General features: G+C 60.6%; 9 protein-coding genes. 2 read left to right on the top strand and 7 right to left on the bottom strand.

The genetic code is table 11. The features are described from left to right. Window positions 1-83: 83 nt before the first annotated feature. Window positions 84-1,256, bottom strand: coding sequence for an ATP-binding protein (locus tag AB0362_RS19865; RefSeq protein WP_094639440.1), 1,173 nt, complete (start codon window positions 1,254-1,256; stop codon window positions 84-86). Between the two features lie 738 nt (window positions 1,257-1,994). On the opposite strand from AB0362_RS19865, the gene AB0362_RS19860 reads away from it, so the two are divergent. Further along, window positions 1,995-2,255 carry a hypothetical protein gene (locus tag AB0362_RS19860; RefSeq protein WP_358373296.1) on the top strand — a complete coding sequence of 87 codons (261 nt, stop codon included), beginning with the start codon at window positions 1,995-1,997 and terminating at the stop codon, window positions 2,253-2,255. 52 nt (window positions 2,256-2,307) lie between these two features. Beyond that, window positions 2,308-2,928, top strand: coding sequence for an HNH endonuclease signature motif containing protein (locus AB0362_RS19855; RefSeq protein ID WP_094639443.1), 621 nt, complete (start codon window positions 2,308-2,310; stop codon window positions 2,926-2,928). Window positions 2,929-3,142: 214 nt separating this feature from the next. Here AB0362_RS19855 and AB0362_RS19850 read toward each other — a convergent pair whose 3' ends face one another. The 6 genes from AB0362_RS19850 to AB0362_RS19825 all read right to left on the bottom strand — a co-directional run bounded on the left by AB0362_RS19850 (window position 3,143) and on the right by AB0362_RS19825 (window position 15,266). After that, window positions 3,143-6,514, bottom strand: coding sequence for a Swt1 family HEPN domain-containing protein (locus AB0362_RS19850; protein ID WP_366236063.1), 3,372 nt, complete (start codon window positions 6,512-6,514; stop codon window positions 3,143-3,145). After that, on the bottom strand, window positions 6,504-7,469 hold the full coding sequence (locus AB0362_RS19845; RefSeq protein WP_366236062.1) for a hypothetical protein: 966 nt from the start codon (window positions 7,467-7,469) through the stop codon (window positions 6,504-6,506). The genes AB0362_RS19850 and AB0362_RS19845 overlap by 11 nt, the downstream gene beginning before the upstream one ends. After that, window positions 7,469-10,216, bottom strand: a complete 2,748-nt coding sequence (locus tag AB0362_RS19840; RefSeq protein WP_366236061.1) for a DUF1156 domain-containing protein — start codon at window positions 10,214-10,216, stop codon at window positions 7,469-7,471. Before AB0362_RS19840 ends, AB0362_RS19845 begins: the two co-directional genes overlap by 1 nt. Before the next feature lie 130 nt (window positions 10,217-10,346). Further along, entirely contained in the window at window positions 10,347-13,757 is a 3,411-nt protein-coding gene (locus tag AB0362_RS19835) for a helicase-related protein (protein ID WP_366236060.1), read from the bottom strand. A 123-nt stretch (window positions 13,758-13,880) separates the two neighbouring features. Then, a complete protein-coding gene (locus AB0362_RS19830; RefSeq protein WP_366236059.1) occupies window positions 13,881-14,342 on the bottom strand; it encodes a hypothetical protein in 462 nt (153 codons plus the stop codon). Between the two features lie 486 nt (window positions 14,343-14,828). After that, window positions 14,829-15,266, bottom strand: coding sequence for a hypothetical protein (locus tag AB0362_RS19825; protein ID WP_366236058.1), 438 nt, complete (start codon window positions 15,264-15,266; stop codon window positions 14,829-14,831). Window positions 15,267-15,423: the final 157 nt, after the last annotated feature.

Here is a 15,423-nt window from a genome sequence, read left to right as displayed (position 1 = left end):
CAGTCCTCGTCGACTGGGATTGGTCGACGAGCCTACCTACCGGATCCAGGCGCTCCGCGACGATCGATGGGGCTTCGCGGGGGTCAGTCTATCGGCTGACGCCGGATGAAGTCCGACATCCCCGGCACTGTGAACGCAATCCTGCCGTGTTCGGGGGACCAGATCAGGCCTTTGCGGATCAGGGAGTCGCGGACGTCGCTGACACCGGTCGTCGTTTGTCCCATTGCGGCGGCGACGACTCCCGAACGCGGTGCGTCGTCGGCAGCGAGGGCAATTGCGCGCATATAGCGCCGCTCCCTGTCGGAGGGGCGGTTCCATCGGGAGGGGAAGAAGCCTTCGTCCAGTGCTCGTCGTCCTTCTTCGACCGCGAGGTGGGCGTCGTCTTCGTCGAATACTGCTGTGGCGGCGACGTTCCAGACGGCTTTGCCGTATTCCTGCAGGAAGTACGGGTACCCGCCGCTGGCCTCGACGAGAATGGACAGGGCATCGGGGGTGAAGGACCCACCGTGCTGGTTGACCGGGATCTCCAGAGCTTCGGCGGCATCGGCTGGCGCCAGGGGGCCGATGGTGCTGTAAGCAAACTGCCGCTCCGCGTACGACCGGTTGTCGGCGAGCACCGACGGGAGATTGGGCAGGCCCGCGCCGATGACGAAGAACGGCCACTCCCGCTGGCTGGCCCGATGCTGCACCGACAGCAACGCGCCGAGAAGGTCGGAATCGAGGTCCTGCATCTCGTCGATGAACAGCCCGAACGCGGTGCCCTTCTTCTTCATCGCGGCACTGATCGCCTCGACCAGTTCTTCGAGGTCGAGGTCGATGTCCCCGCTGGCGGCACCGTGATCGAGCGACACTTCGACTTTCGCCGGTCCCAGGCCGACACCGAGGGTGAACCCGCGGGCGAGGGAGATCAGGTCATCGAGCGCTTTCTGCATCTGATGTTTGCGGCTGAACCGGCGCAGGCCGGCGGCGAGTTCGGAACCGAGCTTGGCGCGCACGGCGCTGACGCCTGACTCGTTGGGCCGCGCCTCCAACCCAATCGTCAACCAACCTTGTCGTTCGGCGTGCTCGGACAAATTGTTGAGCAGGGTGGTTTTGCCGACACCGCGCAGGCCCGACAGGATCATGCCGCGGTCGTAGTTGCGGTTCTTGCTCCGAGCCACGAGGAGGTCGAATTCTTCGCGTTGGCGGGTTCGCCCCTCCAGCGCTGGTGGCCGCAGCCCTGATCCTGGTTTGAAGGGATTCAAGGCGGGGTCCATATGGAGAACTATAGTCATTTATGGTGTTCTGTCCATAAGTGGTCATAATGTTCCATACTGATCGTGCGCAAACGAACCCGTGGCGTTCTCGGTCGTCGTTGGACTGGACTGCGTGACAGAGGTGGCTGCCTCCATGAGCAACTCTGCAGTTCAAGGACTCGGTGCTACCGGTCGGGCATACCGACTCGCGATCGACGACGCACGCGACTCGCCTGCCGTACGCACTGGTATCGGTCGATCGACCAGCGCGCGGCTCCGTTCCTCTCTATGCGGAAGTTTCGGCGCGCCGGTCGGTTCGATGCTCCTCCAACCCGCAGCTTCTGGTGCTTCAATGAGTCGAGAAATTCGAAGTGCCCCCGGAGTGCTGTTGACGAGGATGGTCTCTTGAAGAAAAGTGTCGTCGCAGTGGGTGTGGCGAGTTTTCTGTTCGCGGTCGGATGTTCGTCCGGCGAACAGACGACAGCAGAGCTGGATCGGCCTACGCAGCAGGCAGCGACTTCCGAATCGTCGACTTCTTCTTCGGCGGCTGCAAACACCGGCGAGAGTCCGAGAGGGAACAAGGTCAAGGCGTTCGACGAACGGGCGGGCCTTGGCTGCGAGAGCGGCGGCGGGTTCCCGTGTGAGGTCGAATTCGTGGTCGGAGCGCCAGTACCTGCGTCGGAATGTTCGACGACGCAGTATCAGCCGGAGTTCGGATCGATCCTGGCATTCCCCATTCGAGTCGAGATCTTGCCTGGTGTGAACGTAGCGCAGTACACGGCCATGTTCACCCCTGATTCGTTTTCGGCCGTTCTCGAATCGGGAGTGACAACTCCGGAAATTACGTCGCCGGCGGCATGGGTGTGCGCCGAGTCCAACAATTCGATCCCTTCGCAGCTGTCGCCTGCATCCACGTACGAGGGTTTCATGGTGCTCGACGTTCCCACTGATTCGACCACGATCGTGTTCCAGCCAGGGGTCATGGAGCCTGGCCAGGGAGGGTGGGAATGGCCGCTGTAGCGGCACCGTGTTCGGCCATCGACCCGGTCGCCCGTATCAACGCGCTTCCCGCATGACCGGCGACATCGTCGTGGCCTCCGAATCGGCCCGGCCGCCGCAGAAAGCGGACGTCCTCGCCCGGGCCTGCGCGGCCCTGACCGCCGGAGACGCGGACGCCGCCAAGGCCATCATCGGCACCGACTACCCACACGTCGTCGGCACCGCAGCGCAACGCCGATACACACTGCCCGAGATGCTGCGCACGTTCTACCGCGACGGCTTCCTCGACCGCTACTCCGGCGACCGACTGATCCACCCGGGAGCATTGAGGTTGCTGTCGGTCGTGCTGCCGAACGAGTTTCCCGCACATCCAAATTGGAAGATGACCGAGACGCATTTCGCGTTCTGGGAGCTGTTTCCGTCGATCGACCACGTCGATCCCGTCGCCCGCGGCGGCGCAGACGACGCCTCCAACTGGGTCACCACCTCGATGCTGCGCAACTCCGCCAAAGCGCACTGGACACTGCACGAGCTGGGCTGGACCCTGCGCCCTCCCGGCGACGCGCAGCACTGGGACGGCCTGTCGGGCTGGTTCACCGACTACCTCACCGAGCACCCGGGATTGGCATCGTCCTCGGGCTACCTGAGCCGGTGGCTGCGCGCCACCCGCGCCGTTCAGGCTGAACGCGCCTGAACGTTAGGCACGTCGAGACGGCAGCACCAGGGGAGTACCAGGCAGGCTCCATCCATGGGCGCGGCCGATAAGGAGCCCTTATGTCAGGCGGCGTCTCGGATCCGCCGGTCTGGTCGATCACCCAACGGCGGTGGTCCGGTGTAGAAACCGCGTCGCCGTGGCCGGCCGACGAACGGCATATTCGTCCTATCGCCACTGGTCAGTTCCAGGTTTGCTATTCCTCCTCGAATCCGGACTGGTCGAACTTGAGTGTGCGTGCGTTTTCGGACACTGTGCGGATCCTTGCTTCGTCGAAGCCCTGTTCTTTGCGGGCCTCGATCTCGATTGACACGGTCAACGTGACGTCGGGGTCGGCTCGTAGATGCGTAAGGACCTCGTCCGCGATGTTTTTGAAGTCGAGCGCGATCTTGTCCGCATTAAGGGCCTTCGTGCCATAGAAGCGCGTCTTGACCTTCACCGCAGGAACATCAGGGCCCGGCCCTGGAGGGTTGGGTGGCGGTGGGATCGCCCCACCACCGCTACCATCGCCGTCGTCGCCCCCTTCTCCGTCGACGTCTACAACGATCTCTCCAGCTCGCTGTCGTGTCGCGACATCCGGTTGGACGAGCAGCAACGAATCGGTTGCAACAGGTGCGGCGGTTCCATCGTCTGGCGTCCACAAGCCGACGTACCGACCGGCGGTCCCGTCGTAGCTTGCAGCTAGGGCGAACGCGTCTGTTTGCCAGATCATCGGAAGGTCGAAGATGCCGGCGTCAAGAACGGAACGGTCCCGCAAGCGGGGCATGTACGGATACTGCGAGTACAGCCCCCACAGCGAGCCTAAGGAAACATGTCCGACTTTCCAGATCTGCGGGACCTTTCCGATTGCAAGACGGATCGTTGACGCTGCCTGCCTAGTCGAAAGGGCACCGTCGTTTCCCAGGCGCCGCGAGACACGGTCGGCCAGCGAGTCGGACTGACCGTCGACCTTGGTCTCTTTGATAATGAACGGTGCTCCCGGGTCCGGCTGCGCGGGAACCAATGCCCACGTGAAGCTTTGCAGCAACCGCGCGGTCACCGTTTCATTGGCCTGAGCTGCACGCTGTGAAGCCTGATTCTTCTGATTCTGAGTGAGGTCGAGGTCCGCCTCACTGGCAAGTACATGTGTCCAACCGAGGTAGTCGCGGGTGGCGCTCTCGAGTTCTTCCAGTCGCGCTTCATCCGCGGCGAGATAGACAAGCGCGTTTCGATGTGTTCGGTTCGAGGTGCCACGATGCTCCGTGGCTTGATGCGCGAATTCCTTCGCCGCTGAATCCGCACCTCGCTTATGGGCGACCTTTGGGTGCAGAACGACAAGACGGGCCTCGTCAGTGTCGGGGACGTCTGCGTTCGACTCCGGGCAAATGTGGACGCCCGCGAAGTCGCCACGCCTCCGTCCCTGGTCCTGGAGTCTTCGGACAATCTCCGCCCACACATCCTCTTTGTGTAGCCGTTCCGCCTGGTCCTTTGCAGTGCGGGTGATGTTGGGCTGGACGTCGTACCAGTACTTGCCCGAGCCTGAGTAAAAGTACGTCGCACGGTCGCCGAGCTGGGTCAGTGCGGAGTGAAAGTTACCGGGAATATCGCCAGGAATAGCTGTTCCGAGAAAAACCCGCTGAGCACCAATTCCCTTGTGAACCGACCCAGGTGCGATCGTTGGGGCGGCTCCGAAGAACACCGTTCGTGCAAGTCGTTTGGTCAAAGCGCGCTGACCAAACAGTGGCTTCTCTTTGTCGATACGCGCCGGCTCGGAATTCGAACCGTCGACATCGGCGTCGATGATCGGCTTCCAAGAGTCTTGGAGGTACTGGGTCAGCTCGGAATTGACGTTCGCAGTGGCGAGCGGTATCGATGCGGGCATAATCAGCGGCGATTGGTCTTCGCCCATCCAAAGTGCGTGAATAACCGTACTCATCAGGCGCAGAACTCCACGAGTGCGCTGAAAGCGTTCTAACGACGACCACTCTTCGTAAAGAGTATCGAACAGCTCCGGATGGATCGGGTAGGTCCGCTTGATTCGGTCTTCATATGCAGCGTCGCGTGATTCACGAGGAAAGTCGTCAGAGTATTTGCGATACATCTCGACGTATGTGCGGGCGGTCGCGCCGATCGCCGCGAGTGCCGCTGCATCCGCCTGCTTGAACAACCGCTGCTTGACGATGTGATACGCCTCGTCGGAGGAAGCGGGACGCCACTGATCCGCGACGCGTCGAACGACATTCTGGAGCCGCTTGAGCGCTTCCAGCCCATTCTGCCCGCCGACCTCCTCTGCGCTACCCGTAACAATCCTGTCGTCGGCGTCTCCGATCTCCGACGCCGGAATCGAGATCGCCAGCAAAACTCCCTGGGTGCCCTTAGCCGCCTCGGTAAGCGACTGGGCAAACGTGAACTGGTCGTCGAACGTGCCGCCGGCAAGATCGTCGCGACCAATCAGCGATCGCGCGTAGGCAACCCATTCGTCGATCAGGATGACGGCGGGCGCGTACTGGGCCAGCAGCTCGTGGAGAGCCTCACCCGGATGGGTTCGGGCGGCGTCGGCCTTGGCGACCACCGAGTAGGCCGTCTGCCCACCAAGTTGCCATGCAAGCTCGCCCCAAATGGTGTTCACGTGGGTGCCATCTTCTTTGGTCTCACCAGATGGGCTGAAATGGTTGCCGACAATGGCGACCCGGTTGACCCTGGTGGCCGAATATCCGCTAGCGGTAAGGAGTTCTTGAGTTTCCTGGGGGAACTCGCCGACAGGCAAGCCCGACGCGACGTGCCACAGAGAGAGCATCGAGTGGGTCTTGCCGCCACCGAAGTTAGTCTGCAGGTTGATCACTGGAGACGAATTCTCGTCGCCTGCGAGCCGCCGGACAGCTCGACCGATTAGGTCGCGAAGGCCCTCGGTCAAATACGTGCGTCGGAAGAACTCGACTGGGTCGGCGTAATCAGAGTCGACTTCGCCGTTCGTAGCGACTTTGTAGAGATCGGCCGCGAACTCGGATGCATGGAAGTTGCCGGTCGCGACGTCATCGTGTGGTTGAAGCACTTCTCGCCAAGGCCGAAGCCCCGCGGCCTCGGGGTTGTCAACCGCGGCCTTGAGGACCTTCTTGTCATCCTTGTCGGCGGTGACACGACGAAGGTTGAGCCGGATTCCTCGGACCTCATCGGCTTCCTTCGCAGCGCCGACAAGCTTTAGGAGTCGTTCACCGGTATCAAGAGCACGGTAAGCATCGTCGTCACTGAACGTGCCATTGTGCGCCCACTGGTTGCGCACCTCGCGCAGTTCATTGGCAAAGGTTTCTCCGGTGCGACCGATGGCCTGATTGAACGGGTACCAACCCTTCTTGAACCCGGTGGTGATATTGCCTTCGGTCAGGATTCTGAACTGCACCTGCGGATCCAGGGCGTCGTACGTCTTCGTCGACGGAGCCCCGTTCTTGCCGTCCTTGGCCTGGACGAGCTTGGTCCATACAGCACCAATGGCAGGGTTACCCTGACCGACGACGGTCGAGATGAAGTCGTCCAGCGCTGGGGCCAAGATCTGGAACATCCGATCGATGCGGTCGCGGTTGCTAAGCGCCATTCCCAGCGCTCCTCTCAATAGAACCGTTGGCTAGCTCGTTCAACTCACTCCACACTGCGTTACTCCAGGCAAGATCGACGTAGCGCCGCTGAAGCCGACTCGCGCTTTGACCGTCGATTGCGTTGGTCAGGATGGCGCTCTCAACAAATTCCGCCCAGGTCCGGTGGGCAGAAGAATTTGACGCCGTGGCCACCGCGTATGCACTTGCACATGCGGCTCCAACGTGATCGTCAGGGTGCGTAAGGACAAGCATCACCGCATGGTTAGTGGGACGATCACGCTCCCCGAACTGAACAGACTGAGCCAACGCGTGACAGCGAGTGAGCTGGCGTGTCCGGTTATCGGCAACAGCTGCGGCGAAGTCAGGCCAGAGCGAACTCTGCCTTGCAAGCCGTTGATACGCGTGCTCGCCAGTAGCGCGAGTTCTTCGCGTCGAGAATCTGTCAGCAAGTTTTGTCTCAACAGCAACCACCTGGATGTGTCCGGTTCGCGTCCGAAAGCGAAGCATTACATCGACAAGCGTCTTGTCGCCCAGACCAAACGGAGTGCCCTGAGCAGCGAACTCGAAATCTGAAGACACCACCTCGAAGAGGTCACTGCGTCTAAGGAGCTGGTTAAACAGGCGAGCAGATGCTCTTCGCTCCGTGAGCGCACCCGCGAACATGTTAAAACTCAGCGTTTGACTGGACGTCATGTAGCTCGTGCACCGGATCGGATCCACTCCCCACCCTCGTGTTCGGCGGTCAAGGTAGCGGTTCAAGGCTTCTGGATCCGTGAAATTGAGGTTGCGCTGGACAGCTCCAACTGGCAAAACCGAACCACATGGTGCACCCGATCCCGCCAGAACTCCATAGCCGGTGATACCGAGTACCTCGGACCGATACCAAGCCTGGTGCACTCGGGTGCGCCGCATAAACCGCGAATCCGACTGGGGGAGAGGGCCGATCGAAACCACTACTCATCCTCATCAAACTCGAAGGTACCCTGAGCGCTCGTCGGGTTGACCGCCGTGCGCGCCACCTCGACGAGGTCTGGCCACGATGTCACCAACGTGTTAAAGCTGAGCGCGTCCTTCGTCCAGCCGTTTCCTTCAGCAATTCGGAAGAGTAGATGCGCAAGTTCCTTCACCAGATCTGTATTCACGCCTTCGTCTGGCCTGTTGAGCGCGGTTCTCAAGAAGTCGCCTGCTGGCGCAATGCCGTCGCGTTCCATCACCTTAATTAGGTGATGGAGCGCTTCCCAGTTACTGGTGCGAGAGTCCTTCAGAATGTCGTACTCCCACGAAAGCTCAGCTGGCTTGATGAGTTGGACGTTGCCAGCACGGCTGGTCAGAATTTCGTCGCGATCCATCGTGTCAACGCTTGTGTTACGAGCACGTGCCAAGTTGTCGGCGTCGCCGAACTTGCCAACGCCATACCCGTACTGTCGGTACCAAGCGATGGCGAACCGAGACGTCGCGTCAAAATCGCCCTCCTGCTCATTAAGGACCTCGTCGAGAATTTGATTTATACGCGCAAGCGCAGAGCGAACCGTCATCTTTCGGCCGTCCGGTTCCAAGACAGCACCGTAGCGACTGAACACTGCCATACCAGGCCCGATAGCAGCCTGCGGCAGGTCGACCGGGGCAATCTGTCCCTGCTGGAGCTTCCGGAGTGCATCCGGCAGCTCGGTCTCAAGCGTTGCGATAAACCCACGCCGGTCCGTCGTGGGCGCCACTTCAGCACGTGGACGGAGAGACAGCACGATTGACGATGCAAGCGCGTTCGTGCCACTGGCAATCATCCGATTGCTCAGCTCCGACCGGGTGGGCCAGGTAGACGTGATCTCCCAACCCGCGCGGATCATGCCCTCCAGAAGGGTTTCCCAGCCTGTCGAAGCCTCACCGCCGGCGTCGGACTCACTTTGTTTAAAGGCGTACCAAACGGTGATCGGATAGTCGAGCGATGCATACTCCCGAGCATTAGCAAAAACCGACCGGAATCCATCCTCAAAGAAGGTCCTGGCACCTTCCTTTCCGTTGTGCCGGTAGGGGTTGGCAACCAACTCCTCCGCCTTCGGCACCAGTAAGGTGGACAGCAGATCGGGATATACGGGACGAAGCGCTTTTCGAAGCCAGACATAGAAGAAGTCGGAGAGGTCCGAATAGTCGATGTTGTCGTAGTATGGCGGATCGGTCGAGATCACTACACCGGCGTAGGATCTGGTCGAAGCATCGGCCTGCTCAACCTGGCCTTCGGCCGACGGAACAAGTGACTCAAGTACTTTGGCGATACCGTTCAGCGACGTCAGGTATCCGCCACCGTGCTTCTCCGACAACGGCGGCGTCTCTGGGTAATCCCACGCCATCGGGATAGCCTGCCGCTTAAACAGGTTGATCGCTTGATCCATGCTCGGCTTCCAATTGACAAGCGAGTTGTTCATGTCTGTCGCCTTCGACAGGGCTAGGCCGAGGTACGTCGTGATGGCGTTGGCGTATGCCAACGATCCTCCGTCTGCGACGATTCGTTCCCTGACCGTCGGAATCAGGTCACAGAATGTCGTGAGTGCAACCAACTGTCGGTTTGTGAAAAGGTCTGAGAAGCGCGTGAGCCCGTAATGCGGCGTCCACAAGTTGCGCGGGTCAAACCCCAACTCCTCGTTGGGGACATCGTCAGGACGATCAATCCGCGCGGCGGCCTCGTGCTCGAGAGTCGGCGGAAGGTAGACCCTTCGTCGATTGCCCTCAGCAACGATTGATATCAACCGCGCCGCCATACGCCCGCCGGTCCCCTCGGCCTTGATGTAGTCCTTACTCACGGCGGCGTCGCAAGAAACGCATACGGCACCTTGCCGACCGGACATCGTCCCTCCTGTCGACGGCCCCACGCTGCCATGACCGATATCAAATTGGACTCGCAGACCGGAAGGATGCGTCGAATCCCCAACGACCGTCGGCTTAATGAATGCCTCTCGCCCCTTCTTCGTGCCGAGCCACCAACTACGAACAAGCGGCATCTCGATTGCGCATGCCGGATTCGGGCACGTCACCGTGCGCGCCCAAAGCCATGCGATCACGTTCGCCTTCTTGCCGTCTTCAAGCTCCGCCTGTGGATACAGATGGCCGATACGGTTCGCTACCTCGTCGCGCAACCATCTTCCGTACGCGCGCGCGTCGGCCGCGAGACCTTGCGCGCCAGCCCACGTTCGAATCTGCGAATCCGCAAGACCGGGAAAGACGGGGGCCTGATTGCGGAAAGTCGGCGGGATCTCGATCAGTGCCTTGTTGATCAGCACAGACACTGGGTTGAGGTCCGAAGCTCGAGCCCGGAGTCCCAGTCGCTGAGCTTCAAGCGGGATGGTTCCTCCGCCTGCAAAGGGGTCGAGAATCTCCGGGAGTGCTCCCGCCGCTGACCGCACAATCTCAGCCCGAGCCTCCGCCAGTAGCTCGGTGTCCCGTGCATTGTCCCAGGACACGAGTCGCTCAATGATGTTGTGGAGCCGCTCTCGCTCCGCTCTTTGTTGATCTTCCGTAAGGGTTGGATCGCTGCTGGGATCGTCGACTAACTGTGCGAACAGAACTGCGCGTGCGGCGGCGAGAGGACGCCGTGCCCACCAGAGGTGAAGAGTTGATGGATGACCATGCCGAATCGATTTCTCCCGAGCTGATTCTCGGTTGATCGTCTCCAGCGGCAGAGCCACCTCGATCAGCTTGCGCTTTTGCACTACTTCCTCGACCTTCCACGCCCGAAAGGGTGGGCGGACCTCGCCGCTGATGCGGCACGTGGTTGAACATAAACATACCGGTCGGCCCCCAGCGCGTGGGCACGTGAGTAATTCGTGGCGTCTGAGAGCATCAGAATGGTGATGTGGCCTTCGCCCAGGTCTTGGCCCAATTGCCGCGGATGCCAGTGGCCTCGAAGTCGCCGAGGTCGGTGGTTGCGAACGGGTTGTCCAGATAACGGACCTCGTCAAACTGAGCCCCGCGCGTGTCGACTCGTACTAGGGCCAGGCGGTAGCGAGGAGCGGAATTCTTGCCCATGATGACCTCATTGTGAGTCACGAAGAAGTCCTCTGCGCCTTCGATTCGCGCTTTGACCTCAATTCTGTATGTGTCGCCGTTCGGCGCAGTGGACAGGATGTCGAAACCCTTGTTATTAAACGCTTGCTCGACAGGTATGCGGCCGACGTCGTGCTCGTGTGCCAAGACCAAATCGATACCTCGACGTTCGACCTCCTTGGTCTCCTTCGCGTGCATCGGAGCACTGGACGGAAGCGCACCATCGACGAGGTTGATCGGCAGTACCAGCGCGGCGGTCAGAATTCGTGGGGGCTTGGTAGACATCAGTACTTGCTGGTCCAGTAGTTCCAGGCGCTGCTGTAGCCGGTAGTCGAGCTCCAGGGCTTTCCTGTTGAGGCCTTCGGATGACTCTTTTGCCTTGTCACCAGCTTGTTCCTTCTCCGCGGCGACGGCTGCGTCGAGGAGAAGTCGCTCCGACTCCCCCTGCAGTCGATTGGTAACGAGGTCGCGCGTCTTTTGAAGCTCCGCCGATCTACGCGGTTGGACCTCCGCGAGATATTCGGGAAGTTGGTGCGAAATGATCCAGCTCGCGGCTTTGTCTTCGGCGTCCGAGAGCCAAGGCATTGATCTGGCATCGGAGACGGCAGGGACATCCGGTGCCGCGACGCAGTCGAGGTATGGGGCTGGACCCGCTGGAGTGACCGATCCGAGATGGTCGACGTACGCGTAGCCGAATCGTCGAGCGACAGATGAGCCGGTTGCGTCCGCGACCTCCTCCGACACGCCGACAAGTAGGTGCGGGGCGTCGAGGGTGGAGGAAACCAGCACTGTGCCCGAGGTCAGTGCGCCACCGAACTTGCGCAGGGCCTCGTCCATGACTGTGTCGTGAAGCGGATGGCCGGGGGCGAGAAGGTCTGCTCGGGTGAGATCGTCGGGTTGGACGTGAGGTAGGTCGAAGGTCACCCGGTCGTAGCGACTTGCGATGGGACCCTGCTTGCTCGAGCGGAGTGCGGCCGGCACGTTGGATATCTCGTAGCGTCCCTTTTCGCGTCGAGCGATGCGCCCTCCTATCCGTGTGAAGGCTGCCTTGAACGCAAGCTCGATGTAGTGCGGTTGGAGCCGGCGGGCTCGTGCTTCGTCCATTGACGCTCGGAGCGCCGCCAGGTCGGAGTCAACGAGGTGCTCGGAGGCCAGGGCTCGTTCGTCGAGTAGGTCTTTGAGTCCGTCGCCGACGGTGTGGTCGATCACTTCGTGCATCTTGGCTTTGACATCCGGTTGCTCGCCGTATTGGATCGCGTCCATCAACAGGTTGCGTAGCGGTGTGTCCGCGAAGGCTTCGCCGAGAACATCGAATACTTTGCCGCCGTACGCTTTTCGCTGCTCCTCGATCTTGTCGAGAAGTCTTGTGAAGACCTCGCCTTCCCGAGTGTTGGCCGCAACAACGTTCCAGAGTCGGCAGACCTCTTCCTGCCCGATGCGGTGGATGCGGCCGAACCGTTGCTCGATGCGGTTGGGATTCCAGGGAAGGTCGTAGTTGACCATGAGGTGGGCGGCCTGCAGGTTCAGGCCCTCGCCGGCGGCGTCGGTGGCGAGCAGAATCTGGCAGGCGTGATTCTTCGTGAACTCTTCAGTGATCTGGCGCCGTTCACCTCGGCGAACGCCGCCGTGGATGGCTTTGACTGTGTCGGGTCGTCCGAGGAGGGAACCAATACGGCCACGCAGGTACTCGAGGGTGTCGCGGTGTTCGGTGAAGATAATGAATTTACGTGGCCGGCCGTTGCGATCGGTAGTGAGCGCATGGTCTTGCAGGATGGTCGATAGCTCGGTCCACTTCCGATCGGTTCCAGCGTCGCGGACCCGTTTCGCTATCTGGGTGAGGTCGGCAAGCTCGAGTAGTTCGGTGTCGAGTTCTTCGACGGTTTGGGCAGCAGTGGCTGCGTCGAGGAGTTCTTCTTCGAGTTCTTCTATCTCTTCGGCGTTGTAGTCGTCGGAGTCGAGGTCTTCGAGGTCGAGGCGTGGTGCCGGTTCGGTGTAGGTGCCGTTGATGATGTCTTGCTTCTTACGTTCGAGACGTTCGGTTCGCCGAACCAGGCTCTTGTAGATCGCCTCGGGACTTGACGCGAGTCGGCGCTGCAGCACGGTGAGGGCGAAACCGACAGTGTTTTTGCGCTTCCCGCCAACGCGTTCTGCGCGGTTCATGCCTTCGCGGACGTAGCTGGTCACGCGCTCGTAGAGGTCGTATTCACCGGCAGTGAGCTCGTACGGGACGGTTTCGGCGATGCGTTCGGGAAAAAGCTTTTTGCCTTCGAACGTGAGTAGGTCCTCTTTGACCATCCGGCGCATCACACCGCTTGTGTCGGCTGTGACCTTGTTCTTTCCCTCGAATCGGTCTTTGTCGAGCAGTGTGAGGAAGAGCTGAAAGTCCTCTTCCTTACCGGAGTGGGGGGTAGCGGTCATGAGCAGCAGATGCCGCGTGATTTCTCCCAACGCTTCACCGAGCATGAACCTCTTCGTTTTCTGGAGCTTGCCACCGAAGTAGTGGGCTCCCATGCGGTGGGCTTCGTCGACGATGATGAGATCCCATTGGGTCTCAGCGAGCTGGTCTTGGAGTTGTTCGTTTCGGGCGAGTTGGTCCATCCTGGCGATCAGCAGCGGGTTGGAGTCGAAGACGTTGAGGTTGACGTTCGCATCGATCAGCTGGTTCGTCAGCAAGTCGAATCGCAGACCGAACTTGAAGAAAAGTTCGTCTTGCCACTGTTCGACCAGACCGCCGGGAGCGACGATCAGGCACTTCCGCACGTCGTCGCGCAGTATCAGTTCCTTGATGTAAAGACCGGCCATGATCGTCTTACCGGCCCCGGGGTCGTCCGCGAGGAGAAATCGGAGCGGGGTGCGGGGAAGCAGCTCACCGTAAACTGCTCTGATCTGGTGGGGAAGCGGCTGGACGTCGCTGGTGGCGACGGCGAGCATGGGGTCGAACAGCCCTGCGAGACCGATACGCTGTGCTTCCGCAGCCAACTTGAAGTCGGACGCAGGGGCGTCGAACGGACGACTGCCGGTCTGCGCGACGTCGAGCTGATCCTGGTCCCTCCGAAAGACGACTTGCTGACCGAGCGCTCCAGCCGTGGTTTTGTACGTTAATTCGAGTGCATCCGCACCGTGCCACTGCACTGCAATGACAGTGACCACGTCGGCCGGGATGACTCCGGCCAGACGGAGCCCGGTTTTCAGATTCTCGAGTTGCACGTAAAGGACCTCCAGTTCGATAGTCGGCCCACGCTAGTGGACAGGTCTGACAGCGCCGCTGATTCGGCACTGGTTTGGAACGACTTGACGCCACATCCACGTCGCTCATGTCACCGGCCGCGCTCAATAGTCAGCGATGTCAGCACCTGTCACCTTTCCATCGAGACCATGCCAGGTTGCGGGGTACCACAGTTTGGTGATCAGTTCGTGCCGGATGCTTTGCGCTTCGGCACCTCCGAACTGGGCTTTCGGTGCAATCTTCAAGCCCGTCTGCTTTTCGATGTCGTCGACGATGACCAGGTTCGAGAAGTACACAGCGGTCTCATGATCGACCCACAGTTTGCCGTTCGGCGTCGCGTCGCGGGTCGCTTGCTCCCAGCACAGGAACACGCGGGGGCGGGTACCGAGGTAGGTGAGAATCCAGTCGCCCTTCTTGTAACTTCGGCCGACGTTCCACAGAAACGTCGAATCCGCACGTCCGGCGCGCACGTCTCGTAGAGCCTGGTCCCACGGGTCGCCCACGCAGATGAACAGTCGTCGTCCGTCGTCTAGCGGTGGGAGAGTCAACTCCGGGTCGATGAGCACGGTATTCCTCCTAAAACTGCGGGTGGTCGCACACGAACATTTATTCGGCGCTTCTCGGAGTGGGCCATTCGTGTCCGCAGTGTCCACAGTGGTAGTGCGGGGCCAAGTTGTCGTCAGCGACGGGTTCGGCGGCGTGGATGGTGCCGGGGGGCGGGGATTGTGCTGGCATACGGTGGAGTACTCGTAGCGCGTGGTACCGCTGGCATTTGGGACAGGGTGGTCTCCATCCGAGCAGTAGGTCCATAACCGATGGCCCGAATGGGTTGTGCAACATCGCATGGCAACCACCGCACACGGTGACGCCGGCCTCAGGACCGGTTGGAAAGATGAACACATCGAGTTGCGAGATGTCTTCGGACGAACACTGGTGGAGTTGCAGCGCGTCGCGGCCAGCCCAAAACGGTTGGGCTGAATAGTCTTTGTTGCAGCAGAAGCACTTCCATGGATCGATCAGGCCGTAGCGGCGGGTCAAGTCGGGTTCGATTACTACCGATCCGTCGGCGCATCCTGTGGTGTCCGTGAGGTACCACGGCGTGGGGTGTTGAGCTTCTTCATCGATCGCTTCCAGGAGCTGCTGTGCGAACTCTGCGTCGAGAGTGGTCGGTGCGGCAGGGATAGACCGATGTAGGCGGGCTTCGAGTGCGGCCACGGATATGCCGCGAGTGTAGGGATCAGCGCTGTCTTGTGTTCGAAGGTGCCCTGCTCGGAGTTGCTGGAGAAGACTTCGACGTTGAGGATGGCGCGTTGTCTGCCTGGGACGACGATGATCATGACGTCACCGATGTCCCAGGTGTCAGGAGACTCCCAGACCAGATCGTTGTTGGCCTCTTCAGCTGCTTCGTCGTCCGCGACGTAGACGTCGAGAGCGTTGCGCCACGGCGACAGCGACACCAGGTGGGTTCGGTGGCTGGCAGGATGCCTCATTATTTGAGCATGCCATCGCATAGCGGTTCGACGCAGGGGACCGAACTCTACGCTGCAGAGTCTGAACCGTCCTGGATCTGATGGAGACCTGGTTCAAGCCACTTCGCGGTCGGAGGTGGCGGTCGAGCATTGATGACGGTACTCGTTTTCGTAGTCG

This window comes from Rhodococcus sp. NPDC079359 (genome assembly GCF_040702585.1).
In the GTDB taxonomy this organism is placed as follows: Bacteria; Actinomycetota; Actinomycetes; order Mycobacteriales; family Mycobacteriaceae; genus Rhodococcoides.
The sequence above is the reverse complement of the archived record's forward strand: the minus strand, read 5'-3'. Positions and strand labels throughout refer to the sequence as shown.